At 48.1% G+C, this 25,784-nt stretch carries 24 protein-coding genes; 16 read left to right on the forward strand and 8 right to left on the reverse strand.

Annotation, left to right across the window (positions count from 1 at the left end; genetic code table 11):
• Positions 1 to 11: 11 nt before the first annotated feature.
• Genes HPT30_RS02895 through mnmL form a run of 4 tightly spaced genes read right to left on the reverse strand, consistent with a single transcriptional unit; the run spans position 12 to position 2,975 of the window.
• Positions 12 to 980 (reverse strand): type I phosphomannose isomerase catalytic subunit, encoded by a 969-nt coding sequence (locus HPT30_RS02895; RefSeq protein WP_066373211.1) that lies wholly within the window; start codon positions 978 to 980, stop codon positions 12 to 14.
• Between the two features lie 39 nt (positions 981 to 1,019).
• A complete protein-coding gene (locus tag HPT30_RS02900) occupies positions 1,020 to 1,412 on the reverse strand; it encodes a VOC family protein (RefSeq protein ID WP_175369996.1) in 393 nt (130 codons plus the stop codon).
• A gap of 7 nt (positions 1,413 to 1,419) precedes the next feature.
• Entirely contained in the window at positions 1,420 to 2,019 is a 600-nt protein-coding gene (gene mnmM / locus HPT30_RS02905) for a tRNA 5-(aminomethyl)-2-thiouridylate-methyltransferase MnmM (protein WP_175369997.1), read from the reverse strand.
• Entirely contained in the window at positions 2,019 to 2,975 is a 957-nt protein-coding gene (gene mnmL, locus HPT30_RS02910; RefSeq protein WP_175369998.1) for a tRNA modification radical SAM protein MnmL/YtqA, read from the reverse strand. Before mnmL ends, mnmM begins: the two co-directional genes overlap by 1 nt.
• Before the next feature lie 311 nt (positions 2,976 to 3,286).
• Here mnmL and HPT30_RS02915 point away from each other — a divergent pair, with 311 nt between their 5' ends.
• Together HPT30_RS02915 and trmB are read left to right on the forward strand one after the other, a co-directional pair.
• Complete coding sequence (locus HPT30_RS02915; RefSeq protein ID WP_175369999.1) at positions 3,287 to 3,469, forward strand: hypothetical protein; 183 nt, start codon at positions 3,287 to 3,289, stop codon at positions 3,467 to 3,469.
• A 194-nt stretch (positions 3,470 to 3,663) separates the two neighbouring features.
• Positions 3,664 to 4,380: a tRNA (guanosine(46)-N7)-methyltransferase TrmB gene (gene trmB, locus HPT30_RS02920; RefSeq protein WP_175370000.1), complete on the forward strand. Its 717-nt coding sequence runs from the start codon at positions 3,664 to 3,666 to the stop codon at positions 4,378 to 4,380.
• A gap of 86 nt (positions 4,381 to 4,466) precedes the next feature.
• Here the strand turns inward: trmB and HPT30_RS02925 are convergent, their stop codons facing one another.
• Together HPT30_RS02925 and HPT30_RS02930 are read right to left on the reverse strand one after the other, a co-directional pair.
• On the reverse strand, positions 4,467 to 5,582 hold the full coding sequence (locus tag HPT30_RS02925; protein WP_175370001.1) for an MGDG synthase family glycosyltransferase: 1,116 nt from the start codon (positions 5,580 to 5,582) through the stop codon (positions 4,467 to 4,469).
• A gap of 52 nt (positions 5,583 to 5,634) precedes the next feature.
• Positions 5,635 to 6,162, reverse strand: coding sequence for a phosphatase PAP2 family protein (locus tag HPT30_RS02930; RefSeq protein WP_175370002.1), 528 nt, complete (start codon positions 6,160 to 6,162; stop codon positions 5,635 to 5,637).
• Between the two features lie 405 nt (positions 6,163 to 6,567).
• On the opposite strand from HPT30_RS02930, the gene HPT30_RS02935 reads away from it, so the two are divergent.
• The 4 genes from HPT30_RS02935 (at position 6,568) to rplT (ending at position 9,247) form a co-directional block, all read left to right on the forward strand.
• Positions 6,568 to 7,806: a glycosyltransferase family 2 protein gene (locus HPT30_RS02935; RefSeq protein WP_175370003.1), complete on the forward strand. Its 1,239-nt coding sequence runs from the start codon at positions 6,568 to 6,570 to the stop codon at positions 7,804 to 7,806.
• 293 nt (positions 7,807 to 8,099) lie between these two features.
• Positions 8,100 to 8,597: a translation initiation factor IF-3 gene (gene infC, locus HPT30_RS02940; protein WP_175370004.1), complete on the forward strand. Its 498-nt coding sequence runs from the start codon at positions 8,100 to 8,102 to the stop codon at positions 8,595 to 8,597.
• Positions 8,598 to 8,655: 58 nt separating this feature from the next.
• A complete protein-coding gene (rpmI, locus tag HPT30_RS02945) occupies positions 8,656 to 8,853 on the forward strand; it encodes a 50S ribosomal protein L35 (RefSeq protein WP_066373235.1) in 198 nt (65 codons plus the stop codon).
• Positions 8,854 to 8,887: 34 nt separating this feature from the next.
• Entirely contained in the window at positions 8,888 to 9,247 is a 360-nt protein-coding gene (gene rplT, locus HPT30_RS02950; RefSeq protein WP_066373240.1) for a 50S ribosomal protein L20, read from the forward strand.
• Between the two features lie 147 nt (positions 9,248 to 9,394).
• On the opposite strand, the gene HPT30_RS02955 is transcribed toward rplT, so the two are convergent.
• Entirely contained in the window at positions 9,395 to 9,940 is a 546-nt protein-coding gene (locus HPT30_RS02955; RefSeq protein WP_175370005.1) for an acyl-CoA thioesterase, read from the reverse strand.
• 307 nt (positions 9,941 to 10,247) lie between these two features.
• Here HPT30_RS02955 and HPT30_RS02960 point away from each other — a divergent pair, with 307 nt between their 5' ends.
• The 5 genes from HPT30_RS02960 to HPT30_RS02980 all read left to right on the forward strand — a co-directional run bounded on the left by HPT30_RS02960 (position 10,248) and on the right by HPT30_RS02980 (position 15,627).
• Positions 10,248 to 11,288: a BMP family lipoprotein gene (locus HPT30_RS02960; protein WP_175370006.1), complete on the forward strand. Its 1,041-nt coding sequence runs from the start codon at positions 10,248 to 10,250 to the stop codon at positions 11,286 to 11,288.
• A 194-nt stretch (positions 11,289 to 11,482) separates the two neighbouring features.
• On the forward strand, positions 11,483 to 13,021 hold the full coding sequence (locus HPT30_RS02965; protein WP_175370007.1) for an ABC transporter ATP-binding protein: 1,539 nt from the start codon (positions 11,483 to 11,485) through the stop codon (positions 13,019 to 13,021).
• Positions 13,014 to 14,087, forward strand: coding sequence for an ABC transporter permease (locus tag HPT30_RS02970; RefSeq protein WP_175370008.1), 1,074 nt, complete (start codon positions 13,014 to 13,016; stop codon positions 14,085 to 14,087). Before HPT30_RS02965 ends, HPT30_RS02970 begins: the two co-directional genes overlap by 8 nt.
• Positions 14,088 to 15,047 carry an ABC transporter permease gene (locus tag HPT30_RS02975; RefSeq protein ID WP_175370009.1) on the forward strand — a complete coding sequence of 320 codons (960 nt, stop codon included), beginning with the start codon at positions 14,088 to 14,090 and terminating at the stop codon, positions 15,045 to 15,047. It begins immediately after the preceding gene.
• Positions 15,048 to 15,306: 259 nt separating this feature from the next.
• Complete coding sequence (locus tag HPT30_RS02980) at positions 15,307 to 15,627, forward strand: hypothetical protein (protein WP_175370010.1); 321 nt, start codon at positions 15,307 to 15,309, stop codon at positions 15,625 to 15,627.
• Positions 15,628 to 15,648: 21 nt separating this feature from the next.
• Here HPT30_RS02980 and HPT30_RS02985 read toward each other — a convergent pair whose 3' ends face one another.
• Entirely contained in the window at positions 15,649 to 16,095 is a 447-nt protein-coding gene (locus HPT30_RS02985) for a GNAT family N-acetyltransferase (protein WP_175370011.1), read from the reverse strand.
• A gap of 597 nt (positions 16,096 to 16,692) precedes the next feature.
• Here HPT30_RS02985 and ilvB point away from each other — a divergent pair.
• The 5 genes from ilvB to HPT30_RS03010 form a co-directional block, all read left to right on the forward strand.
• Positions 16,693 to 18,435, forward strand: a complete 1,743-nt coding sequence (gene ilvB, locus HPT30_RS02990; protein ID WP_175370012.1) for a biosynthetic-type acetolactate synthase large subunit — start codon at positions 16,693 to 16,695, stop codon at positions 18,433 to 18,435.
• Positions 18,436 to 18,440: 5 nt separating this feature from the next.
• Positions 18,441 to 18,920 (forward strand): acetolactate synthase small subunit, encoded by a 480-nt coding sequence (ilvN, locus tag HPT30_RS02995; RefSeq protein WP_175370017.1) that lies wholly within the window; start codon positions 18,441 to 18,443, stop codon positions 18,918 to 18,920.
• A gap of 200 nt (positions 18,921 to 19,120) precedes the next feature.
• Positions 19,121 to 20,113 (forward strand): ketol-acid reductoisomerase, encoded by a 993-nt coding sequence (ilvC, locus tag HPT30_RS03000; RefSeq protein ID WP_175370013.1) that lies wholly within the window; start codon positions 19,121 to 19,123, stop codon positions 20,111 to 20,113.
• Between the two features lie 110 nt (positions 20,114 to 20,223).
• The gene (locus HPT30_RS03005; RefSeq protein WP_175370014.1) at positions 20,224 to 21,765 is read left to right on the forward strand and encodes a 2-isopropylmalate synthase; all 1,542 of its coding nucleotides are present in this window, start codon (positions 20,224 to 20,226) and stop codon (positions 21,763 to 21,765) included.
• Positions 21,766 to 22,071: 306 nt separating this feature from the next.
• Positions 22,072 to 25,784: collagen binding domain-containing protein (locus HPT30_RS03010; protein WP_175370015.1), on the forward strand; the 3,713-nt coding region annotated here is incomplete at its 3' end.

The following is a 25,784-nucleotide window of genomic DNA, read 5'->3' on the forward strand; positions in this document are numbered from 1 at the left end:
ATTAAGAAGCCTTATGGCAAATAGGAGCGAAGCACCGTGGATTGGCCTTCGATTCCGTAAGCCCCCAGATTAGCCGGCAACAGGTAGCATTCGCCTGCGGCGTAAGGCTGTGATCCGCCTTCCCAGGTCAGATGACCACTGCCTTCACAGATGACCAGGATAGTGAAGCTGTCCGGAGTAGTGGCGAGATTCCATTCGCCTTGCACAATCCCTTTTTCTACAATGAAATAAGGGGAGGCAGCAAGCTGCAGCCATTCTCCAGGGACTGCACTGTCAGTCTTCATGGAGGTGGCTCCCGCGCCTTCGTAGGCCGTTACGTTAAGGGAATCCTCGACATGAAGCTCACGCGGCTTGCCGTCTAGACCCGGACGGTCGTAGTCGTAGATACGGTATGTAGTATCCGAGTTCTGTTGAATCTCGGCGACAACAACACCCGCACACAGGGCATGTACTGTTCCGGCCGGGATGTAGAATGTATCGCCTGCCGATACAGAGACTTCTTGCAGCGTGTCCATGACTGTACCGTTCTCCAGTGCTTGACGCAATGTTTCGCGGTCAACGCCTTCTTTCAATCCGTAGATGATTTTCGCATCCGGTTTGGCGTCAAGAACGTACCACATTTCTGTTTTGCCCAGTTCGCCCTTCGGTAATCCTTCGTAATCATCGGTAGGATGTACCTGTACGGAGAGATTGTCGTTGCAGTCCAGGAGTTTGATCAGGAGCGGAAATCTGCCGCCTGCTTCTGAAATACCTTTGCTTCCGAACCATTCCCGTCCGAATTGCTCGCGAATTTGATCCAGCCCTTGTCCGGCAAGGTCTCCGTTAACCACGGAAGAAGTTCCGTTGGGATGGTCAGCAATCATCCAGCCTTCGCCGATGTGGCCTTCTGGCAGGTCCAGTCCGAATTTCTCCAGGGCACGTCCGCCCCACACGCGTTCTTTGAATTCTGGTTGAAATTTCAATGGATAAGGTTGAGTCATGATTACATCTTCCTCTCTGATAGTAAAATTTAGCTGCTGTTAGACCTTGCGGGTGGATGCAAAAAACTCAATTTTTTCATGATCCGGTCCGTCAAAAAAGAAAAACCGGCTGCCACTTTCCAATTGGCGGATAGCGGTCAGGCCCTCAAGGCCAAGACTTTCTATTCGCTGGTACTCTGCCTCGATATCGGAGACCGTAAAGGCGATGTGACTGACCCGGCCTTCATCAGGCAGGCCCTCCCACAGAGACTCAATCAGCTCGACTTCGACAGAGGCTTGTCCCGGAAAAGAGAGAAAGGCCAGTCGCAGACGGTCTCCCGGCTTACCGACCGTTTCGGCCAGCGTCAGGCCAATGACGTCGCGATAGAAATCAATCGAGGTCTCGAGAGATGAGACCTTGATCCCGACATGCTCAATTTTGTGTACGGCCATGCGGTGTTCAGCTCCTTTTCTTCTTTTCCAGCGCCAGGCAGTAAGGGGCGGACGCCCGCTGAATCTGGCGGTATACAATGCTTTGGGCGACGACAGGCGGGACGGCGGCGGCCCAAGACTCCACGGCGGCGGCTTCCACATCGCCGCCGTCATGCCCGGGATACAGCACGGCTGTAATGATCCCGCCGGGGCGCAGCAGCTCCAGCGCGGCTTCCAGAGCCGCAAGGGAGCTGTCGGGCTTGGTGATGATGGTCTTATCGGCATCTCCCGCAGGGAGATAGCCGAGATTGAACATCACCGCCGACACGGTTCCGGGCCAATCACCCGGAACCGCTTCAAGCATAGCGGCGTGGCTGCGCTGCAGCAGCGTTACCGGGGACAGTGTCCCTGGTAACGCCTCGCCCGCCGCGCGGAGACGCTCTTCAGCCAGCGCGAGCGCCTCCGCCTGGATGTCGAAGCCGCGGACTTCGCCCCGCGGTCCGCAGAGCTTGGCCAGGAACAGGGTATCTGCCCCTGTTCCGACCGTGGCATCGATGGCGCGGCCGCCGGAGGTTAGCCGCTCGGCGGTTAGCTTCTGGGCGAAGCTAAGAACAGAATAGAAGCCCATTAGCGCTGCCTCCAGTACTTGCCTTGCCAGGAGTTCCGGGCAATCAGCTCTTTATCGATGCCGTTGAGGACTTCCCATTTCTTGAGACTCCACATCGGCCCAATGAGCAGATCGCGCGGGGCATCACCGGTTAGACGGTGCACAATCATCTCAGGCGGCAGAATTTCCAGGGAATCGACAATCAATTTGATATATTCGTCCTGCTCCATAAAGCGAAGCAAGCCGGCTTCATACTGCTTCACCATCGGTGTCTTGCGCATGAGGTGAAGCAGGTGGATCTTGATGCCCTGTACATCCATTTTGGCTACGGCTGAGACCGTTTCCAGCATCATTTCATGGGTTTCCTGTGGAAGTCCGTGAATGATGTGTGTACAGATTCGAATATCGTGTTTACGCAGCTTTTCGACAGCTTCCAGATAACAGGCTGTATCATGGGCGCGGTTAATCAGCTCTGAAGTGGAGTCATGGATCGTCTGAAGACCCATCTCGACCCAAAGGTAGGTACGCTTGTTCAGCTCCGCCAGATACTCGACCACATCATCTGGCAGGCAGTCCGGCCGGGTAGCGATAGACAGCCCTATAACACCTGGCTGCTGAAGAATAACTTCAAAATATTCTCTCAGTTCTTCTACAGGGGCATAAGTATTAGTGTAGGCCTGGAAATAGCCGATGTACTTGGCATTCGGCCATTTGAGATGCTGGCGGTCACGTACCTTGTTGAACTGGGTAATGAGATCATCACGGCGGCTGCCGGCAAAATCGCCAGAGCCCCGCGCGCTGCAGAAGGTGCAGCCGCCCTTGGCGATGGATCCGTCCCGGTTCGGGCAAGTGAAACCGGCGTCGAGCATGACTTTGAACACTTTTGTATTCATCTGCTCGCGCATTTCGTAGTTCCAGGTATGAAAACGTTTATCTCCCCACAGAGGGATAGAGGAGGGCTCTAATAGGTTGAACATGGGTTGCTCCTTTGGAATTCGGTTCATTCTCTGCTATACGGTTAGTATATCCGCTTATAAAGAAGACGCAAGTAATTTTATCATGCGCCATGAGTCCAAACCATTGTACCAAAAATCATCGTCCAACGTAACAATATGCACATCAAATACCGCTAAAATTTAGGCCTGAAAGCAGAAAAATTGGCTTGTTAATACTTACACCTTATGTTATATTTGAAATGTAAAAAGTCAGCAATATCAATGGATTTTCCTTTCTTGAATTCATACTTTCGTGTCGTCCGGTCCATACTAATAACCGTGAGGTGATATCGATGAATTCTCAAGCGGCATATGCCGATGGCAAAGGTTCGATTGACGTTACGTTAACCCCTGATGAGGCGCTTGCACTGACAGGTGTAGAATTTAACGGTAACCACAAGATTAAGACAGAAGCGCAGCGCAAGATTCGCAACGCTTTCGAGAAGACCCTCGATTTCAATTCCGGAACAAGGTAAGCTGAGCACACCACTGCAGTGTTGTGCAGCATGACCCGATTTCAATACAAATCAGTAAGGGATTCTCGCAGCAGCCTTCCTTGGGCTGGTGTAGAGGATTCCTTTTTTTTGCCGTTATACCTTTACTTTTGGGGACAAGTTCGGCACAATATTGCAAGTGACAGTTATAGCAATCGATAAGCGGAGGAATACGCATGCGTTTACGTGGAAGAAAAGGAATACGCGAAAGTCTCGAGGGCCAGACTGATCTGGTTGTTCTCGACCCCCGTAGCCATAAAGGGCAGTGGTCTGCCTTGTTCGGGAATGACCATCCGATTCATGTCGAATTCGGAATGGGCAAAGGGCAGTTTATCAGCCAAATGAGCTCCAAATACCCTGATATCAACTTTATCGGTGTAGACATGTACGATGAATTGATCCGCCGTGCCGGAGAAAAAGCGAGAGCCGTATGGGAGCCGCAAGGTCATGAGACCCCGCCTAACCTGAAGCTGGCGCTTGCCAATATCAACTATGCGGAAGAAGTGTTTTCTCCAGGAGAGCTGGAACGTATCTATCTGAACTTCAGCGATCCTTGGCCGAAGAGCAAGCATGCCCGTCGCCGTTTAACGCATCCGCGTTTTCTCGACAAATATCGCGGCCTGCTGAGTCCTTTGGGCGAGATTCATTTGAAGACGGATTCCAGAAGCCTGTTCGAGTTCTCGCTCAATGCCTTTGCGGATTTCGGGTTGCAAATGAAGAACATTTCGCTTGATCTGCATACGGACGGCGTTATCAATGAAGAACATGTGATGACTGAGTATGAGACGAAGTTCTACGGACGGGGAGTCAATATTCACCGCTGTGAAGCCATTGTGGGTTCAGAAGCGCTTGAACGTTATCAGGCAACACGGCTGGACAAATACAGACTTTAATCGCATTAGAATAAAAGCCGGCAAGCCTCCGTGTTCACGGGGACTTGCCGGCTTTTATTTGCGGCTCTGGGGGCCGCTGTTAGCTTTTACTCTAACATATCGAGAATGCTCTGGGCACTCTGCAAGGGATGATAGCGGGCGATTCGTTCCAAATGGTGACTCCGCTTGTTCTGCAGATCCTCATAGTTGTTCAGCAGGCGTTCCATCCATTTGACGACAACATCGAGGGATTCAATGGGCTCGCCGAATCCAGCCGCCGTGAAATATCGACAGTTTTCTTCCTCCTGCCCGGGCAGGGGATGATGGAAGAGCATCGGAATGCCTTTGGCCAGACCTTCGCTACAGGTCATACCGCCTGGCTTGGTGACGAGCAGATCAGATACCTCCATCAGCTTGTCGACCTCACGGGTGAACCCGATGAGGTGGATATTAGGGTGGTTGTATACCGGGTTTGCGCGCATTTCCTCCAGAAGCTTCTCATTCTGGCCGAGACAAAATACAATTTGGATTTGCTCTCGATACCCTGCCAGGAAATGATTGACAGTCTCGTCATTCATCATCCCCCAGCCGCCTCCCATCACCATTACCGTGGGCTTGTCACGAAGACCAAACTGCTCCAGAATCTCCTGTCTGCCAGGATGTTCCCAGAAATTGGGGTGCACCGGCATCCCCGTAACCTGTATACTGGCAGAGGCAACTCCGCGGCGAAGCAGCTTGGATCTGACTTCCGGCGTAGAGACAAAATAACGGTCCACATGCGGACTGATCCAACTGGCATGCGCATCGTAATCGGTGATGACAGTGCAGAGCGGAACTTTAAAATCCGGGTCCAGCCGCTTCATACGCGAGATCACCGCGCTGGGAATAAAGTGGGTGCACACGATAATGTCCGGCTGCAACTGCTTGATAATATTTTTGGTATGGGTATAAAAAATGCGATGCAGGGCAAGTGTGGTAAGGCGGTTAAATGATTTTTGATGACGGTAGACATACCCCATCAGCCGCGGCTGTGTGGTCACCGTCTTTCGATAAGCAGATACGATAATAGGCGCCATTTTAGGATTTAGAAAGTTCCCCAATTCAAGCACCTTCGTTTGAACATTGGGCGACAGCTTGCGCAGGCTGCTTGACAGCGCGTAGGCTGCCTGCGTATGACCTGCGCCAAAGCCTTCCGACAGTAACAGCACTCTTTTTTTGCGCAATGTATAGTTCACCTGTTCTCAAAAGGGATTCTAATAGTCCAGACTACCTTGCTCAGGACCAAAAGGCAATTGTGCCGGCAGCAACTCCGGTACCAATCACAGCACCTGCAAGCACATCGGACGGGTAATGCAGGCCCAGGTACATCCGTGAGAATCCGACAATGCATCCTAATGGGAGCAACACAAAGGCGAGCGGTGGAAAGGCTGCCATATAAGGAATAAGCCAAGCAAAGATAGCAGTAGTATGGCCTGATGGAAAAGAATGATCCTTAAGCGGGTTGCGAAACGTCCGAGTACCCGGAAGCGCCAGATAGGGGCGTCTGCGCGGATACAGCTTCTTGGCGATAGCTACAGGTACATGGCTAACAGCTAGCGAAACCAGCGCCTGAAACGCCGTTGTTCTCCATGGCTGGGGAGAGAAAGCCCAAATCAGCAGATTGGTGCCGATTGCGATCGTTGCTCCGCCCAAATGCGTGAGATGGTAAAGCCAGAAGTTCAAAAACCGGTTATGCATCCGGCCGTTAATCCATTGAAAAAGACGCCGCTCCCAGAGATGCAGTTTCATGAATAAATGTCTCATATCGTTGTCCCTCCGCTAGTCCGGCTATCGGTTTAGCATTGATGCGGCACTCCGTTCTTAAAAAGTGAAGCCGTCTTAATCATACTTTCTTAAGGGAGCCCATTCAAGAAAAAGCTCAGCTTTGCGCGAAAATTGCCAGTTTTGACTTGGGATACCCTTACGCCTTACAATGATTCAAGCGGGCCGAACGTGTTTAAAAGGTAACAGAGAAAAAAGGGTTTCTGCATGAGGGAATCCGACCAATCCTTAAGCGCGGAACATATAAAAAACCGGAACCCTGCCAACAATAAGTGAATGCTTGTAGTCTGTTTTGTAAGGGATGCAACAAAAGGGTCAGAAAGAACGTTTTACAAGCCAGAGAGAAAAAGAACACCAAGAGTGTAAAAAGGGGGCATTAAAAAGATCATGACAGACGCACTGTTTGTTTCGCTCCAAGTGATCTTGGCGGCGATTGCGATTTACCAGTTTGCGTTCTCGCTGTTCGGACTGCACAAGAAAAAAAGAAAAGAGCAGTTTAAGCCGGAAAAATCGTTTGCGGTACTCGTTGCGGCGCACAACGAGGAAGAAGTCGTCGGCGCACTGATGGAAAACCTGAAACAGCTTAATTATCCGCCGGAGCTGTACGATGTATTCGTTATTTGCGACAATTGTACGGACGGGACGGCCCGGATAGTACGGGAGCATGGCATGAATGCCTGTGTCCGTACCAACGCCAATCTGAGAGGTAAGGGCTATGCGATTGAATGGATGCTCAAGGAACTCTGGGGCATGCAGCGTCAGTATGACGCCGTCGTGATGTTCGATGCCGATAACTTGGCACACACGGAGTTCTTGATGGAAATGAACAATGACCTCTGCTCCGGGGCACGAGTAATCCAAGGCTACATTGATACGAAGAACCCGGAAGATTCATGGATTACGGCCGCTTACGGGGTGTCCTACTGGTATATCAACCGTCTATGGCAGCTCTCCCGCCATAACCTTGGCATGGCGAATTTCCTTGGTGGTACCGGCATGTGCTTTGAGACCAAACTGCTGAAGGAGATGGGTTGGGGAGCAACGAGTCTGGTTGAGGATCTGGAGTTCACGATGCGCAGCGCTTCGAAGGGTGTATATCCGAAGTTCAACTATGACGCTAAAGTCTTCGACGAGAAACCATTGACCTTCAAGGCCTCCTCAAGACAACGCCTGCGCTGGATGCAGGGACACTTCACCGTGGCCCGTCGTTATTTCTTCCCGCTGCTGTGGCAGAGTATCAAGGAACGCAGCTTGACGAAGTTTGACCTCGCCCTGTACGGGGCAAATGTATATATTGTGCTGCTTACTTTCCTGATGACAGCTGTGATGTGGATCGACAATGCCTTTTTTGACGGACCGAACATTGCTAATATTTATGGACATCTTCCATTATGGCTCGGCTTTGTAGCCATAGGCGGGAATCTGCTTACGTTCTTCTTGGCAATGATCTTAGAGAAGGTTAAGTTCAAGAAGGTCTATGCGTATTTAATTGTGTTCCCGATTTACCTGATCTCGTGGTATCCGATTACGTTCTATGCGTTCTTCACGCAGAACAACAAGCAATGGAGCCACACCAAGCATACGCGTGTCGTAAGGCTGGAGGAAGTGCAGAGTAAGCAAGGGTAACAGCTGGATAATGTTTTTACGTGAAATATCGAAAATCTATTGACATTCATACGGACAACAGTGTATAGTATTCAAGTATGCAAAACATAGAGATTGCAAGCAGAAGCACCGGCTTCTCACCTGACTGGCATTATGCTAGCTGGTTTTGATCTCAATGCTTTATGAATGTTAATGTTCATGAACGTTGATCAAACAGGGGTGTCGGGAGTTAACCGGCATCCCTTTTTTATGAAGTTGTGCTTAAATTCATTGTTAACAAGATCCGGAGGTGGAGAGTTATCAGTAAGGAACATATGATCAATGATGAAATTCGGGCCAAAGAGGTTCGGTTGGTAGGTGCGGAAGGTGAGCAAATCGGAATCAAACCGATCCGCGAGGCACTGCAAATGGCGATCGATCTTAATCTGGATTTAGTCAATGTAGCACCTCAGGCGAAACCGCCGGTATGCCGCATCATGGATTACGGCAAGTTCCGTTATGAGACACAGAAGAAAGAGAAGGAAGCGCGTAAGAACCAGAAGATCGTTGATATCAAGGAAGTCTGGTTCCGTGCCAACATTGAGGAGCATGATTATCAAACCAAGTTCCGCAACGTGGTTAAATTCCTGGGCGAAGGCGATAAGGTGAAGTGCTCCGTACGTTTCCGCGGACGTGAGATTACACATGCCAATATCGGCCAGAAGATCCTGGAGCGCGTCAAGAATGAAGTTGCTGAGATCTCTGTTGTGGAACGCCAGCCTAAGCTGGAAGGTCGCAGCATGATCATGATTTTGGCTCCTAAGCCTCAATAACCCCGGAACCATTTTGCAATGCAATGTGGCGCCACATAATATTCAAGGAGGAAACACAATGCCTAAAATGAAAACACATAGCAGCCTTAAAGGCCGCTTCAAAATTACCGGAACTGGTAAAGTAACACGTTACAAAGCACACAGAAATCACTTGCTGTCCCACAAATCCAAACGTGCGAAGCGCGTATTGGGTACGAACCCTGTTATGGCCCCTGGGGATGTAAGACGTTTGAAACAACAATTGGGTAATTTGTAATAGTTTACTACACATTTTTGGGAGGTTTATTAATATGGCAAGAGTTAAAGGCGGATTCGTCGTTCGTCGTAAACATAAAAAAGTATTGAAGTTGGCAAAAGGTTATTTCGGTTCTAAACACCGCATTTTCAAAACAGCTAAAGAACAAGTAATGAAATCGATGGTTTACGCATACCGCGACCGTCGTCAAACTAAACGTAACTTCCGCAGACTGTGGATCGTTCGTATCAATGCTGCAGCTCGTTTGAACGGTTTGTCTTACAGCAAGCTTGTACACGGCCTGAAACTGGCTGGCGTAGAAGTAAACCGTAAGATGCTGGCTGACTTGGCTGTTAATGATCTTAACGCATTCAACTCACTTGCAGTTGTAGCTAAAGAGAAAATCAACGCGTAAGTGTTGTAATATAACCGAAAAGCACCGCTATACGGGGAACCCGCAGGCGGTGCTTTTTTGTGGGATAAGAGAGCTCTTCCGAGATCTTCGGCTAAGGCTGAGCCTTGACATTGATCTTGCTTTGGGGCTTTTTGTGGCGTGAACTGCCTACTCCCAGTATTTGGTGGTGTTAAGCTGGAGAGCAAGCTTTTTGCTAATGCCCCGTCTGACTTTCCGTAGCTCGGCGCGTTCTTCGGCCGATTCGCTGATCAGCTTCTCTTCATCGGTCTCAGGAATCACTGAAGGTACTGCAGCTGGCTTACCGTCCTCGCCGATGGCTACAAACGTCAGGAAAGAGGTTGCTGCAACAGCACGTTCTCCGGTGTAAAGATTCTCAGCGATGATTTTAACGAATACTTCGATACTAGTACGCCCGGTCCAGGAGACGAAGGATTCGAAGCATACGGAATCGCTCGGTTCGATCGGGCGCAGAAAATCCACGGAATCGGTGGAAGCAGTGACGACGTTGATCCGGCAATGCCGCATAGCTGAAATGGAAGCAACTTCATCTATGCCGCTCATGAGCTTGCCCCCGAATAATGTTTTGTGATTATTTACATCATTTGGGAAGACTCGTCCGGTTTTGAATACACGGGATTCCCGGCAGTATTTAAAGGCGGGAGCCGCCGCTGGGATTTCTTTGTTTTCATTCATTTTCTGAAACTTCCTTTCCGGCTTTGTAAGCACTCATGATAATAGAAATTGCGATTCTGTGCAATAATATTAAAACGAAGAAAGCGAAAGCTGCTACAGAGTTTTCGACCTATCTAACGTGTTTTGTATGCTTTTGTTACATAATATGACAAGGATAGCGCTTTCTTGAGTCGAAAAGACAAATTATTATTGACCTTCGGTCATTAATAGACTGGATTTTAGCATTTTTTGCAGGTATAATTTGAGCTAATGGATGTCCAACCAGAAACACAGAGGACGACCAATTTTCTAAGGGGGATCACTATCAATGAAAAAGGTTTTCAAGCTGTCTCTCGTTATGCTGCTTGCGTTCACAGTAGTCTTGGCAGGCTGCGGTAAAGACAAAAACACCAACACTAACACAGGTGCAAATGGTGGAGAAGCCGCTCCTAAATCCGATGTTAAAGTCGGTATGGTTACTGACGTAGGTGGAGTTAACGACAAATCCTTTAACCAATCCGCATGGGAATCGCTGCAAGCCCTTCAAAAGGAACAAGGCGTAGAGGTTAAATACCTGCAAAGTAAATCCAATGCAGACTACCAGCCGAACCTGAACCAATTCGTTAAGGGTGGATACAACCTGACATGGGGTATCGGTTTTGACCTTGGCGATGCTATTAAAGTAGTAGCTGATGAAAACCCTAACGCCAACCTGGCAATCATCGACAGCGTTGTAGATGCTCCTAACGTTGAATCTGTTACTTTTGCTGAGAACGAAGGTTCTTTCTTGGTGGGTGTTGTTGCAGGTCTGACAACCAAAACTAACAAAGTAGCTTTCGTTGGCGGTATGGAAAGCCCAGTTATCAAACGTTTTGCAGCTGGTTTCAAAGCTGGCGTTCTTGAAGTAAACCCTAATGCTGATGTGAAAATCACGTATGCAGGTGCTTTTGACAAGCCTGATACTGGTAAGTCTCTGGCAGCTACATTGTATGATTCCGGCGCGGACATTATCTTCCCTGCTGCAGGCGCAACAGGAACTGGTGTGTTCAACGAAGCTAAATCCCGTAACAAATCAGGCGGTTCCAAAGTATGGGTTATCGGTGTAGACAAAGACCAATCTTTGGAATTTGGCGATGATGTAACCCTGACTTCTATGATCAAACGCGTAGACGAGGCTGTTAAGAAAGTATCCCAGCAAGTAGTTGACGGTACCTTCAAAGGCGGCACACATACTGTTCTTGGTTTGAAAGACAATGGCGTAGGTCTTCCTGAAACTTCGAAGGCTAACGTAACTCCGGAAATTCTGGCTAAAGTAGATGAGTACAAGCAACAAATCATCGACGGCAAGATCACAGTTCCTGCCGAGTAATATTGCCTCACTTTTTCGTGTATTACACAATAGTACAAGGGAGCAAGGCCGGTTATACAGCTGGCCTTGTTCTTTGGTTAAAGCGCTAATTTGTTTAATAAGTAGCCAGTGATGCCGTCTTGGATCAGGCGGTAAATCGCTTTTTAAAAGAGTTTTTACTCCGCTGTATTATATTCTGTGATGAGGGTGATTCCATGAGTGCTGCGGCTCCAGTCGTAGAGTTGAAGCAAATCACAAAACGTTTTCCTGGTATTGTCGCCAACGATTCCATCAGCCTGACGCTTGAAAAAGGGGAAATCCACGCATTGCTCGGTGAGAACGGGGCAGGAAAGTCCACTTTGATGAATATCGTATTTGGGCTGTATCAACCAGATGAAGGCAGTATTGAGATTGACGGGAAACCGGTGATGATCGATAGTCCGAATAAAGCCATTGAGCTTGGCATCGGTATGGTTCACCAACATTTCAAGCTAGTAGATCCTTTTACGGTAACCGAGAATATTGTTCTTGGCATGGAACCGAAGAAAGGTCTTAAAATCGACTATAAATCCGCTGCGGAGCAGGTTCGGAAACTGTCTGAGCAGTATGGACTTCAAGTCAATCCAAATGCCAAAATCCATGATATTTCTGTAGGCATGCAGCAACGGGTTGAAATTATGAAGACCCTGTACCGTGGAGCGGATATTCTCATATTTGACGAGCCAACTGCTGTGCTTACGCCGCAGGAGATTACAGAATTAATGGCTATCATGAAACGACTCGTTGCTGAGGGTAAATCCATTATTCTAATTACTCACAAGCTTAAGGAAATCATGCAGATCTCCGATCGGGTTACCATTATTCGTCGCGGAAAAGTTATTGATACCGTCAAGACTTCTGAGACTAATCCCAATGAACTGGCCGAGAAAATGGTTGGACGCGGGGTAACCTTTAAAGTGGACAAGAAGCCTCCGGAAATTGGTACAGCCGTGCTGAAGCTGAATGATGTCAACAGTAAGAATAAAGATGGCGTGCCAGTATTGAATGGACTTACCTTTGAAGTTAAAGCGGGGGAGATTCTGGGGATTGCCGGTGTCGATGGCAATGGACAGAGTGAGCTGATTCAGGCGATTACCGGTCTGCGCAAGATTGATTCCGGTTCCATTACTATGGAAGGCCAGGAGATCGCGAACCTCTCCCCGCGTAAAGTTACCGAGAAAAATATCTCCCATATACCAGAAGACCGCCACAAACACGGCCTCGTCCTTGATTTCTCAATGAGTGAGAATATGGTGCTGGAGACCTACTATCAGAAGCCATATAACCAAAATGGATTTTTGAATTATGACATTATTAACAAGCATGCAGGAGAGCTTATCCAGCAATTCGACGTGCGGACGCCGTCTTTGGAGACTAAGGCTCGTTCTTTGTCCGGGGGTAATCAGCAAAAAGCGATTATTGCGCGGGAAATAGATAAAAATCCGACATTACTCATCGCGGCTCAGCCAACCCGTGGTCTTGATGTGGGTGCGATTGAATTTGTGCAAAAGCAGCTTATCGCTCAGCGTGATCAAGGTAAAGCTGTTCTGCTCATTTCCTTTGAGCTGGACGAAATTATGAATGTTTCCGACAGAATCGCTGTCATTTATGAGGGACAGATTGTCGGCGAAGTGTATCCGCAGGACACTAATGACCAGGAACTGGGTCTGATGATGGCGGGCAGCTTGAAGCGGGGAGGGAAAACGGTTGAATAAGCTTAGAAAAATCTTTGCGACGGACAGCTATATTGTTCCTCTTGTCGCGATTATCCTTGGATTCCTGGTCGGCGCTATTGTAATGCTAGCGGGCGGATATGATCCGATTGCTGCGTACTCTGCGCTGTTCAAACGCGTATTTGGCAGCACGTATGATATCGGGGAAGCCATCCGTGAGATGACGCCGCTTATGCTGACCGGGCTTGCAGTAGCTTTTGCCTTCCGTTCAGGGATGTTCAACATCGGTGCGGATGGACAAGTTCTGATTGGGATGACAGCTGCATCGGTAGTCGGTATCAAGCTGGCTGCTCTGCCATCCTTCCTGCTTGTTCCATTGGCGGTGATTGCTGCCGGACTTTGCGGCGGTATATGGGCCGGGATTGCCGGTTACCTTAAGGCCAAGCGTGGGATTAACGAAGTTATTACCACCATCATGTTGAACTGGATCGCATTATTTTTTGCGAATTATATCGTTAGAACCTTCTTGCTAATCCCGGGTCAGAACCGTTCGGAAGATATTCCGGCTTCGCTCTCTATGACCTTCCTTAATTCTTTCTTCGACAATGCCCGTCTTCACTGGGGAACAGCCATTGCGTTAGCAGCGGCCGTCTTCTTCTATGTTTATCTGTGGAAAACAAAACAAGGATACGAGATGCGGGCAGTAGGTCTCAATCCACATGCTGCAGAGTACGCCGGGATGAATGTCGGCCGAAATGTCATCAAAGCGATGTTTATTAGTGGAATATTCGCCGGTTTAGCCGGAGCAGGTGAAGTCCTTGGTGTATTCCATTACCAATCCGTCTTCGCAGGTTCGCCGGGCTATGGCTTCGACGGTATCGCGGTAGCACTGCTTGGTTTGACCCATCCGTTCGGTGTCATTTTGGCAGCAATATTGTATGGTACGCTAACTTACGGTGCTGCGGGTATGAGTTTTGGTGCGGACGTTCCGCCTGAACTGATCCGTATCGTTATCGGTTCGATTATTTTCTTCATTGCTGCACAAGGCATTGTGCGCTGGGTACTCAAACCATTTTACTTCAAGCGCAAGAAAGAGAAGGTGTTATAGATGGATGTGCTGACGCTATTAGGCCAACTGCTCAATACGACGCTTGTATTTTCCACAGCGCTCATTTTCGCCTCCCTCGGCGGCATCTTCTCGGAACGCTCCGGTGTAGTTAACATTGGGCTTGAAGGTTTGATGATGTTTGGTGCGTTTGCCGCTGCTGTAGGGGGATATTATGCCCAAGAAGCTGGTATGGGTGAATTAGCGCCTTGGGTAGGGGTGCTGTCTGCAATGGCAGTGGGGATTATCGGTTCCTTAATTCATGCTGTAGCCTCCATTACGTTCAAAGCAGATCAGACTATCAGTGGTACGGTGATCAACTTCTTGGCAGCAGGCAGTACGCTTTACATGGTAAAGCTGTTGTTTGAAGGCTCAGGGGAGACTCCATTGCTGGATGGCTTCAGCAAGTTTGCTATTCCAGGTCTGTCCAAAATTCCAATTATCGGAGAAGGGATCTTCAATTCCTATCCGACGACTTATCTTGCCATTGTGCTCGTGATCATTGTGTATCTGGTGCTCTTCAAGACGCCGTTTGGTCTTCGCTTGCGAGCTGTGGGTGAGCATCCGAGTGCTGCGGACACGCTGGGTGTCAATGTAAACAGAATGCGGTATATTGGCGTAATGATGAGTGGTATGCTCGCTGGTATTGGCGGTGCCACAATTACATTGACCACAACGGGAACCTTTGCCCATAATACGATTTCAGGTCAAGGCTTTATCGCTATTGCAGCGATGATCTTCGGAAAGTGGAACCCGCTGGGTGCCTTTGGCGCAGCCGTATTCTTCGGCTTCTCCCAAGCGATCCGTAACTACGTACAATTGTTCGAATGGTCCAAGAACATTCCTCAGGAATTTATCTATATGATTCCTTATGTGCTGACGATTATCGTGCTTGTAAGTACTGTAGGACGTTCGTCGGCTCCTAAAGCGCTGGGACAAGCGTACGATCCAAGTAAACGTTAGGTTAGAGCAGCAGTGTTAGAGTAATACAGTTCAAGCCGCATTTCCGGTATTGCCGGGGATGCGGCTTTTTTATTCCCATTTTATTTAGACTTTCCTCCAAAGTAAACTCAGCAGAACAGGCGAATGAACAGGCAGGCTACTTATCCAGTGAATACACTGTTTTGAAGATGCAAGTAAAAGGCTGAGAGCAGAGCCGATATGATTGCGAAGACCATTCGATGCACGGATAGGCTTCGTACAACTTTTGAGGAGGGGTATTATGGCACAGGCGGTTACCAAAAAGCAAGTCATGAAGCTGGTTGGTAAACATATCGTAGCAGTGAAAAAAGATGGAACGAAGGTATCGGGCAAATTGGTCCGTATTTCTGGCAATCGTTTGATTTTGCAGCGTTCCAATGGAAAAAAAGTACAAACGAAGGCACTGATTCCACTGGTACTGTTTGATTTGCTGGCTGTAGGGACGGCTCCGTACGCCTATGGAGGATACGGTGGTACGCCTTATGGTGGCGGATACGGCTATGGCGGTTACGGTCCTGGATATGGGTATGGTGGAGCACCTTATCCTTATGGATTTTACTAAGGTCATATAGCCTGAAGGGTCTTAGAGTAATTGTTTTTCCATCTCGTAGATGCAGCTCTGTTTATGATAACGGGTAGTCGTGTAGCCTAGCTTACGATAAAAAGTAAGGCCAGCTGTATTCCCGGAATCGACCGATAACTTGGCCCGCTGGCACCCGCGTGATAGTGCAAATCGCTCTGCCCGATCCATGAGCAGATTCCCCCAGCGTTTGCGCCGAGCAGCGGGTGTGATGGCCAGCATGTCGATATATAGCAGATCCCCGTGCAGCATAAAGTGGACAAATCCCAGCGGATCACTCTCGTAATCGGTACAGGCAACAAGCGTCACACCGTGCCCCATCCGGCGGGGCAAATCTTTTCGTACCTGGGAAATCACTTTTTTCGGCAGATGGGATAATGGGACGAGCTGTTTCTCGATCAGGTCGAGGATAACGGCATCGTCCTGTTTCGGTCTGCGGTAACGGATCATATGGCGCCCCCTTTCCACGCATTGTCGTACATCATATGACAGCAGGAGGGGGAAGCGTTCCGTAAGGGCACAGGGGAGGAAAAACTTTTTTAATAATATGGGTATTGACTAATCCGTGTGAGGAATCATATAATGTGTCTAAACATTTTAACGAGCATACATGTATCGGCAATGATGAGGACGAAGTTTTAAGGGCTCTTTTGCTCAGAGAGTGTGAGGATTTGCTGCAACCTCCACCGAAATCCCTTATATACGAGCTCACCTCGGAGCTGTTTCCCTGAAAGGTCCATCAGAAAGAGCGGTGGAATTATTAGGGGGAATCGTTTAGTCCGCGTTAGGGACTTCAGGTTACAAAGATTGGGCCCTGCCTACATCGATGGATTTTTGTATACCTGATAAGGCATTTCATCGCGAGATGAATGCAAACATGGGTGGTACCACGGAAGATCAACCTTTCGTCCCTCACACGCTTAATTTGCGTGTGGGAGGCGAAAGGTTTTTTTGTTGTTAAAGAAAGCCGCCCTAACTAAAGTTGTTGTTAAATTGACGGTCCGTCATTTTGAATACTGAACGTTAAACATCGAAGGAGGAAGACTGATGAGCGCGCAAATACCGAAACTGCGATCGACAGATGAGTTACGTGAGAAATGGAAACAGCCGGAGGTCATTACCGGATCGGAGATTCTACTACGCAGTCTTGTACTCGAGGGCGTAGATACCGTGTTTGGATATCCGGGTGGTGCAGTACTGTACATCTACGACGCACTGCACGGCTTTAAAGATTTCAATCATATTCTTACTCGTCATGAGCAAGGTGCCATCCACGCAGCGGACGGCTACGCTAGAGCAAGCGGCAAGCCCGGCGTCTGTATCGCGACCTCGGGACCAGGGGCAACTAACCTGGTAACAGGTATCGCGACCGCGTTCATGGATTCTGTACCATTGGTTGTTATTACAGGTAACGTATTCTCTAGCCTAATTGGTACAGATGCGTTCCAGGAGGCAGACATTACCGGTATTACGATGCCAATTACGAAGCACAGCTATCTGGTACGCGATGTTGAGGATCTGCCGCGTGTGATTCACGAAGCGTTCCATGTTGCAAATACAGGTCGCAAAGGTCCTGTCCTTATCGACATTCCGAAGGATGTATCGGCAGCGAAAACGCTGTTTACTCCAGTGCAGGGTGTTAACCTTCGTGGATACAACCCGCGAACTGTACCCAACAAGCTGCAGCTTGACAAGCTCGTGAAGGCTATCTCGGAAGCTGAGCGCCCGATTATCATTGCAGGCGGCGGGGTTATCTACTCCGGAGCACATGAAGAGATGCTGGAATTTGTCAAACGTACTGAAATTCCAATCACGACGACATTGCTAGGCCTGGGCTGTTTCCCAAGCGGCGAAGACCTGTGGATGGGAATGCCGGGAATGCACGGCACCTATACTGCCAACAACGCCATTCAGCAGTGTGACCTGCTCATTAATATCGGTGCCCGGTTCGACGACCGTGTAACAGGGAAGCTGGACGGCTTTGCGCCAAAAGCTAAGATTGTACACATTGACATTGACCCGGCTGAGATCGGCAAGAACGTAACGCCTGACATTCCGATTGTAGGGGATGTGAAGACTGTTCTGGAAATGCTGAATCCAGAGGTAGGACGCGCAGCTAAGGCGGACGCCTGGAGAACACAGATCGCGCAGTGGAAGCAGGATAAGCCGCTCCGCTACAACGATTCTGAGACAGAATTGAAGCCGCAATGGGTTATCGAGATGATCAATGACACCACTAAAGGTGAAGCGATTGTAACGACAGACGTTGGTCAACACCAAATGTGGGCGGCACAGTACTACAAGTTCAATCATCCACGCTCATGGATCACCTCTGGCGGTCTTGGAACGATGGGCTTTGGATTTCCATCCGCGATCGGCGCGCAAATGGCGCACCCGGAACGGTTAGTAGTATCCATTAACGGAGACGGCGGCATGCAAATGTGTTCTCAGGAACTTGCGATTTGCGCCATTCACAATATACCGGTCAAAATTGTAGTAATCAATAATGAGGTGCTCGGCATGGTTCGTCAATGGCAGAACCTCATCTATGAGAAGCGTTACAGCTATACAGATCTGGCAGGCAGCCCGAACTTCGTCAAGCTGGCTGAAGCGTATGGTGTAAAAGGTCTTAGAGCCACCAACAAAGAAGAAGCAAGAGCGGCATGGCAGGAAGCGATGGAAACACCGGGTCCAGTATTGGTAGAATTCGTTGTTCCTAAGGACGAGAATGTCTATCCAATGGTTACCCAAGGCTCAACCATCGATCAAATGCTGATGGGGGATGAATAACTGTGATGAAACATACGATTGCTGTGCTTGTGAATGACCAGCCAGGTGTGCTGCAGCGGGTATCCGGTTTGTTCGGACGCCGGGGTTATAATATTGAGAGTATTACTGTGGGGCAGTCTGAGGAAGAAGGACTCTCCCGGATGGTTATCGTTACCTGGGGTGATGCCAGCACCTTGGAACAGATCGAGAAGCAGCTTTACAAGCTAATTGATGTGATCAAGGTTGTGGACCTGAGCTCCAAACCAATGGTGGCGAGGGAGCTTGCCTTGATTAAGGTGAAGGCAGAGCCGTCGGAGCGTCCGGAAATCATGGGCGTAGTAGAGACTTTCCGGGCTGCTGTTGTTGATATCGGCAGCACTAGTCTACTTGTGCAGGTCGTTGGAGATACCGAGAAAATCGACGCCATGATTGAGTTGCTCAAGCCTTACGGCATTAAAGAGCTGTCGCGCACAGGAGTTACAGCCATGATTCGTGGCAACGCCTAAAGGTTGTATTTTACGGCTTTAGCGAATTACTGCTTGGTTGCTTTAACGAGATGTGATATAACGGTATAACGAGATTACGAAAAAATGACATGCCCGCTAAAGAGCGGGGGCTTGAGGAGCAGCTTAAGGATTCCTTCAGCCAGATGCTCTTGAAGCACCCGCTCTTTACGATGGGTCCAATTTAAAGGAGGATATTGACAATGGCAGTGACAACGTACTATGAACAGGATGCAGAACTTAGCGTATTAAAAGGGAAGACAATTGCGGTAATCGGTTATGGTAGCCAAGGGCATGCCCAAGCACAAAACCTTCGTGACAGTGGTCTTCAGGTTGTCATCGGCCTGCGTGAAGGCAAATCCTTCAACACAGCTAAAAATGACGGCTTCGAAGTATTGTCCGTAGCAGAAGCAGTATCCCGTGCTGATGTAGTGCAAATTCTGATGCCTGATGAAACACAGGCATCCGTATATAAGAATGACATCGAGCCTAACCTCAAAAAAGGTGCAGCGCTGATGTTCTCCCACGGCTTTAACGTACACTTTGGTCAAATCGTAGCACCTAAGGATGCTGACGTGCTGCTCGTGGCACCAAAATCCCCAGGACACATGGTTCGCCGCACATACGTTGAAGGCTTCGGAGTTCCTGGTCTGATCGCAATCGAGCAAGATGCAACTGGACAAGCAAAAGAAATCGGTCTGGCTTATGCGAAAGGTATCGGTTGTACTCGTGCCGGAGTAATCCAAACTTCCTTCCGTGAAGAAACCGAAACTGATTTGTTCGGTGAGCAAGCTGTCCTTTGCGGTGGTGTATCCGCACTGATCAAAGCAGGTTTCGAAACATTGACTGAAGCAGGTTATGCTCCTGAGATGGCTTACTTCGAGTGCTTGCACGAGTTGAAGCTGATCGTTGACCTTGTATATGAAGGCGGATTGGCTAGCATGCGTGATTCCATCAGTAACACAGCTGAATACGGTGACTATGTAACTGGACCTCGTATTGTTACAGAAGACACTAAGAAAGCAATGAAGGCTGTACTTAGTGATATCCAACAAGGTAAATTTGCTCGCGACTTTATCTTGGAGAACCAATCCGGCAATGCTTTCTTGACTGCAACTCGTCGCAACGAAGCTGCTCACCCGGTAGAAGTAGTAGGCGGTCAATTGCGTGAAATGATGCACTGGATCAAGAAATAAGCACATATAAATAAGATATCATTGAAATCTATATGGTAATCCCCAGATGCGGCCGTCCACCAACGAGCCGCATTTGAGGGTTTTAGCCCAATTTTCAGGAGGTGCTCCGCATGCGGAAAATTTATGTGTTCGATACGACACTGCGCGATGGAGAGCAGTCGCCGGGTGTGAACCTGAACACGCTTGAAAAAGTGGAAATCGCCCATCAGCTTGAAAAGCTTGGGATTGACCGCATGGAAGCGGGCTTTCCAGCTGCCTCGCCGGGTGATCTGGCGGCAGTCAACGCGGTGGCCAGAGCCGTCAAAAATGCTACGGTGATCGGATTGTCCCGTTCAAGAGAAGCGGATATTGACGCGGTCAAAGAAGCCTTGCAAGGAGCGCAAGATCCTTGCATTCACATTTTCCTCGCAACTTCGCCCATTCACCGGAAGCATAAGCTGCGGATGGATAAGGCTCAAGTGCTGGAAACAGCCCAGTCAGCGATCCGTTATGCTAAGAAACATTTTTCCAAGCTGGAGTTCTCTCTTGAGGATGCTGGCCGTACTGAATATGATTTTCTGGCAGAAGTGGTTGGCATGGCCGTCCGTGAAGGAGCGAATGTGGTCAACATCCCGGATACGGTGGGTTATTTGAACCCTTCGGAATACGGAGCGATCTTCAAGTATCTGAAAGAAAATGTGCCTGACATCGAGCGGGTGCAGCTCAGTGCGCATTGCCATAACGACCTTGGCATGGCTACGGCGAATACCCTTGCGGCGATCCAGAATGGTGCAGACCAGATTGAGGGTACGATCAACGGTATCGGCGAACGCGCCGGAAATACCGCTATCGAAGAGGTGGCGCTTGCTCTGGAGACGCGGAGCGAATTCTTCGGAGCGAAGACTTCCCTTGTACTATCGGAGATATCCCGTACCAGTCGTTTGGTTAGCAAATTGACCGGTATGGTCGTTCCAGGGAACAAAGCGATTGTAGGTGCGAATGCATTCGCCCATGAATCGGGCATTCATCAGGATGGTATGCTGAAGGAGAAGACGACTTACGAGATCATGACTCCGGAGACCATCGGTTTGAAGGAAAGCAAGCTTGTGCTCGGCAAGCACTCCGGCCGTCATGCCTTCCGTGATAAGCTGAGTGATCTTGGCTACGATCTGCCGGATGAAGATTTGAACACTGCATTTGCCAAGTTCAAAGATCTGGCGGATAAGAAGAAGGAAGTGTCCGACGAGGACATTTTGGCACTGATTGAAGAGAAGCTTGTCAAGACTCCTGAAGTGTTCCGTCTGCAGACGATTTATGTCACTTATGGTAATGAAGCGACACCAACAGCCAAGGTCGTGATCAACGGTCCTGAGGAGCAGCCGATTACTGCTTCTGCTGAAGGGAACGGTTCGGTAGATGCCATCTACAATGCCATCGATTCGGCTACAGGCGAGGAAGTCACCTTAAGTGATTATTCCATTAAATCCGTCAGCCGGGGTAAAGATGCGCAGGGTGAGGTTCATGTGGTATTGACACAGGGCATAGTTGCAGCACAGGGTAGAGGTCTCAGCACCGATATTCTGGAAGCCAGCGCCCGGGCTTATCTGGATGCGCTTAACAAGCTGATCGAGAAGCGTAAGACCTATACGTTGCGTGATCGCGCTACTTTGTAAATTGAAAACAATGTGCATGCATTGGATTGCTTGCTGAAAGCCGTTTTGGCTGTAGACATTTGTCTATGGTCAGGACGGCTTTTTTTTGTTGCATAACATGAGGCTTTGGGCTTGGGACGTTTTGTTCAGAAAATGTTTAGCTGGCTGAATTAAAGTGAAATGTAGACTGTCAAAAGCTTAAAAACCTACAATAATTCAAATTTGTTTGGGGGGAGATGGAATCAGCGAGTTGTATAGGAGCAGCGTTAAGAAGGTGCAGATCGTATTTGGGAGATGACACTACGAGAAAGGGAGGCTATCTAGTTCATGAAAAGAAAGAATGCAGGAATTTGGTTGACACTTCTTCTTCTTTTTACACAGTTTTTTAATTCTTTTGGATTTAGCGCACGTGCGAGTGCAGACCCGTCCAATGAAATCAGCGAAAACATTATCACCAGTGTGACTTTGGCAGTCTATGAAAATGGCCAGGTTGTGACAGATAATGTGTATAAGCTGGATTCAACAACGAAGTTGAACTTGACTTACGAATTACCGGCTGGACCGGATGGGGCAAGCAAGTATGGTGAAGGATCGACTTATACATTTACACTCCCAAATGTATTTCTAATCGATCGGGGCTATAGTGGGACCTTAGTGTACGATGAGTTTCCAGATGGCATCGGGACCTATAATGTAGGCCCTGATAATAAAGTAGTTCTTACCTTTAATAAAAATATTGAAGGTCTCTTTAATGTTAAAGGAACATTTAACATTGAATCAATACTGAGTTCTACCCGAATTAGCGGATCTACGCAGCAGGTGATTGATTTCCCGATTGCCGGCAATGATAAGAACTACTTTGTGATTAATATTAAGCCTAATAACGGTGCCAGCATTAAAAAGAGCGGTACGCCCAAACCGCAAAAGTATAATCCGGAGAAAATTGATTGGACAATTGACGTCAATACGTCACTAGATGAGATTCACAACGCACTTGTAACGGATATCCTGGAGCAGGGGCTGGAGCTTGATCTTAACTCCATTTCTGTTTATAAATTGGATGTTGATGTCAAGGGGAATGCGACTGAAAATGGAGCCCTTAATGCAGGAGAATTTGATACGACCGGCAGTGATGCTTCAAAATTGAATCTGAAGTTTGCATCTGATCCGATCAAAGAGGCTTACCGCATTAAGTTTTCTACCAAAATTACGGATTCAGCAGGATTATCTTACCGTAATACAGCTAAATTGACAGGCGATGGAGTATCTAAAGATTCTTCTGACGTAGTTCCAGTAGACCGTGGGAAAACATTGGAGAAGAGTGCTACTGGCAACTATGATCCTGACACAGAAACCATCCCATGGGAAATTCGTTTTAATTACAATGAAAAAACGATTCTAAAAGATGATGCTGTATTGAATGACTATTTCAACAAGTCACAGGTGCTTGATAAAGATTCTTTCCATGTCTATAAAGTAAAGCTGGATCAGAATGGAAAGGGCACCGATGATGGCGAACTGGTCTCGGGTACGGACTACACATTATCTGACCTGACAGACAAGAACAATAAGAACGGGTTCAAACTTGAATTCAGTAATGACATCAACTCGGCTTATCGTATCGTGTACAAAACCAAAGTAGCGGATCGGGTAATTAATGATGAAACCATTCGTAACGATGTTACCTATGGTGATAATAATTCTGCAGGCGACCAAAAAGGCATTGGCCAGCGTGTTCTCTCCAAGAAACGTGGAGACGTAGACTATGATGCCAAGACTGTGAAATGGACGATCAAAATCAATGAAGATAAAAGAACCATGAATGAAGTGGTTCTGACCGATGTTTTTGATCGCGGGGGCCTGAAATACCTTGGAGATCTACAGATTTCGCCAAGCCAAGGAGTAGAAGGTACGGGTTACAGTATTACTCCTGTTGGCAACTCAGATTATAAGGAGAAAGATGGATTTATAGTAAAATTTAATAATCCGATCACTGAGCCGATCACAATTACTTACACTACTTCTTTTGATTCTTACAAGCTGAGAGCCGGAGAAACTGAATTTTACAATGTAGCTAATCTTGTGTGGAAAGATACAGATGGAAAAGAGCAAAAAAAGGGGGATGTATGGGATAAATTTTCTCCGCGTAATGAAGTGAAGAACAATGGGTTTAAAAACGGAGATTATGACGCGACCACCAAGAAGATTACCTGGACCGTCGGTGCGAATTATAATAAGAGAAATCTTGCCGCTGGTGCAGTGCTCGAAGACCCGATTCCGAGTGGTCAAAAGTTCGTTGACAACAGTTTAAAAGTATATAAGTTGAGCTATGGGGCTAATGGGGATCCAAGCAATCCGAAAAATGAGGATCTAATTAATGCCAGTGAATATGCCCAGCCGGTTGTATCAGGCGATCCTGCAATAATAAGAGTAAAATTCAACAATGCAGTTGACTACGCCTTTTACGTTGTTTTTGATACGGAATTTGTGAATGAGGATATCAATCAATCTTCCGTAACGAACACCGCAATTCTCAAAGACAAGGACGGCGGTACGGCGGTATCCAAGCCACTAGAGAAAACGCTTGATGTTCCAAAGGGTGGCGAATATATCAGCAAAACTGGTACTCAGGATAAAAATGACCAGACCCAAATGAACTGGAGTATTACGATTAATGCTAACCAGTCCGATATCAATAAGGTTAAAATCGTTGATACCCCTACTCCGAATCAGATTCTGCTCCCGGATAGCTTCAAGCTCTTTAAGACTACAGTATCCAAGAACGGTACTGTAACAAAGACTGCTGATACATTAACTCGCGATGTGGACTATACTTTGGTAATCAGTTCAGATCAAACTGGAGAGACTTTTACGCTCGAGTTAAAGAACCCGATCAAAGAGGCCTATATCCTGGAGTATAATTCTATCGTAACAGCAGTCGGAAATAACGTCATAGTTAACAATCAAGTAGATTTCAGTGCTGAAGGAAAAAATAAAATTAACAAACCGTTTACGAGCAGTAATGATATTAAGATTATCGATACTTCCGGATCGGGAAGCGGGGTTAGGGGCTCTCTCGTAGTCACAAAAACCAATGCTGACGATACTGAGAAGCTGAAGGATGCGGAATTTGCGCTGTTCCGTCTGGCTGGTACTCAGCAGACAGAGAAGAAAGAAGGAAAGACGGATTCAAATGGTATCCTGGAATTCAAGGATCTCAGAGCAGGGAAATATGTGTTAAAAGAAACAAAAGCCCCAGCGGGATACGCCTTGGATCCAACAGAGCATCCAGTGACGATCAACTCTTCAACTGCTATTGCATTAACTCTTAAAAATGATTTCAATGGGTCATTGAGAATTATAAAAGTAGCAGACGAAGACACGTCTATAAAACTGGAAGGCGCAGAATTTGAGTTGTACGATTCAAATGATCAATTAGTTGGTACAGATACTACCAATAGTGATGGTGAGATTGTTTTCACTAAATTAAAGGGCGGAGAGTACACGCTTAAAGAAATAAAGGCCCCTACAGGTTACGTGCTTGATACTTCTCGCATCAATGTAACCATTGATCCATCACAAGAATTAAAGAAACAGGTATCTAATAAGCTGATACCGACGGCGACACCAACGCCTACAGCAACACCGTCACCAACGCCGGTAGTAACACCGACACCGACAGTGGAACCAACACCGACGCCAACGGTGGAACCAACACCGACGCCGACGGTAGCACCAACACCGACACCGACGGTAGCACCAACACCGACACCGACGGTAGCACCAACACCGACGCCGACGGTAGCACCAACACCGACGCCGACGGTAGCACCAACACCGACACCGACGGTAGCACCAACACCGACACCGACGGTAGCACCAACACCGACGCCGACGGTAGCACCAACACCGACGCCAACGGTAGCACCAACACCAACGCCGACGGTAGCACCAACACCGACACCGACGGTAGCACCAACACCAACGCCGACGGTAGCACCAACACCGACGCCGACGGTAGCACCAACACCAACACCGAC

It is taken from the genome of Paenibacillus agri, assembly GCF_013359945.1.
GTDB classification, from domain to species: Bacteria; Bacillota; Bacilli; order Paenibacillales; family Paenibacillaceae; genus Paenibacillus_AQ; species Paenibacillus_AQ agri.

Excerpts from the sequence above, each read along its gene's own strand:
- infC (WP_175370004.1), top strand. The coding sequence starts at position 8,100 with ATGATCAATGATGAAATTCGGGCCAAAGAGGTTCGGTTGGTAGGTGCG.
- HPT30_RS02930 (WP_175370002.1), bottom strand. The coding sequence starts at position 6,162 with ATGAGACATTTATTCATGAAACTGCATCTCTGGGAGCGGCGTCTTTTT.
- HPT30_RS02955 (WP_175370005.1), bottom strand. The coding sequence starts at position 9,940 with ATGAATGAAAACAAAGAAATCCCAGCGGCGGCTCCCGCCTTTAAATAC.
- ilvC (WP_175370013.1), top strand. The coding sequence starts at position 19,121 with ATGGCAGTGACAACGTACTATGAACAGGATGCAGAACTTAGCGTATTA.
- HPT30_RS02960 (WP_175370006.1), top strand. The coding sequence starts at position 10,248 with ATGAAAAAGGTTTTCAAGCTGTCTCTCGTTATGCTGCTTGCGTTCACA.
- rplT (WP_066373240.1), top strand. The coding sequence starts at position 8,888 with ATGGCAAGAGTTAAAGGCGGATTCGTCGTTCGTCGTAAACATAAAAAA.
- mnmM (WP_175369997.1), bottom strand. The coding sequence starts at position 2,019 with ATGGGCTTCTATTCTGTTCTTAGCTTCGCCCAGAAGCTAACCGCCGAG.
- HPT30_RS02895 (WP_066373211.1), bottom strand. The coding sequence starts at position 980 with ATGACTCAACCTTATCCATTGAAATTTCAACCAGAATTCAAAGAACGC.
- HPT30_RS02985 (WP_175370011.1), bottom strand. The coding sequence starts at position 16,095 with ATGATCCGTTACCGCAGACCGAAACAGGACGATGCCGTTATCCTCGAC.
- HPT30_RS02915 (WP_175369999.1), top strand. The coding sequence starts at position 3,287 with ATGAATTCTCAAGCGGCATATGCCGATGGCAAAGGTTCGATTGACGTT.
- ilvB (WP_175370012.1), top strand. The coding sequence starts at position 16,693 with ATGAGCGCGCAAATACCGAAACTGCGATCGACAGATGAGTTACGTGAG.
- HPT30_RS02980 (WP_175370010.1), top strand. The coding sequence starts at position 15,307 with ATGGCACAGGCGGTTACCAAAAAGCAAGTCATGAAGCTGGTTGGTAAA.
- mnmL (WP_175369998.1), bottom strand. The coding sequence starts at position 2,975 with ATGTTCAACCTATTAGAGCCCTCCTCTATCCCTCTGTGGGGAGATAAA.
- rpmI (WP_066373235.1), top strand. The coding sequence starts at position 8,656 with ATGCCTAAAATGAAAACACATAGCAGCCTTAAAGGCCGCTTCAAAATT.
- HPT30_RS03005 (WP_175370014.1), top strand. The coding sequence starts at position 20,224 with ATGCGGAAAATTTATGTGTTCGATACGACACTGCGCGATGGAGAGCAG.
- ilvN (WP_175370017.1), top strand. The coding sequence starts at position 18,441 with ATGAAACATACGATTGCTGTGCTTGTGAATGACCAGCCAGGTGTGCTG.
- HPT30_RS02965 (WP_175370007.1), top strand. The coding sequence starts at position 11,483 with ATGAGTGCTGCGGCTCCAGTCGTAGAGTTGAAGCAAATCACAAAACGT.
- HPT30_RS02935 (WP_175370003.1), top strand. The coding sequence starts at position 6,568 with ATGACAGACGCACTGTTTGTTTCGCTCCAAGTGATCTTGGCGGCGATT.
- HPT30_RS02975 (WP_175370009.1), top strand. The coding sequence starts at position 14,088 with ATGGATGTGCTGACGCTATTAGGCCAACTGCTCAATACGACGCTTGTA.
- HPT30_RS02900 (WP_175369996.1), bottom strand. The coding sequence starts at position 1,412 with ATGGCCGTACACAAAATTGAGCATGTCGGGATCAAGGTCTCATCTCTC.
- trmB (WP_175370000.1), top strand. The coding sequence starts at position 3,664 with ATGCGTTTACGTGGAAGAAAAGGAATACGCGAAAGTCTCGAGGGCCAG.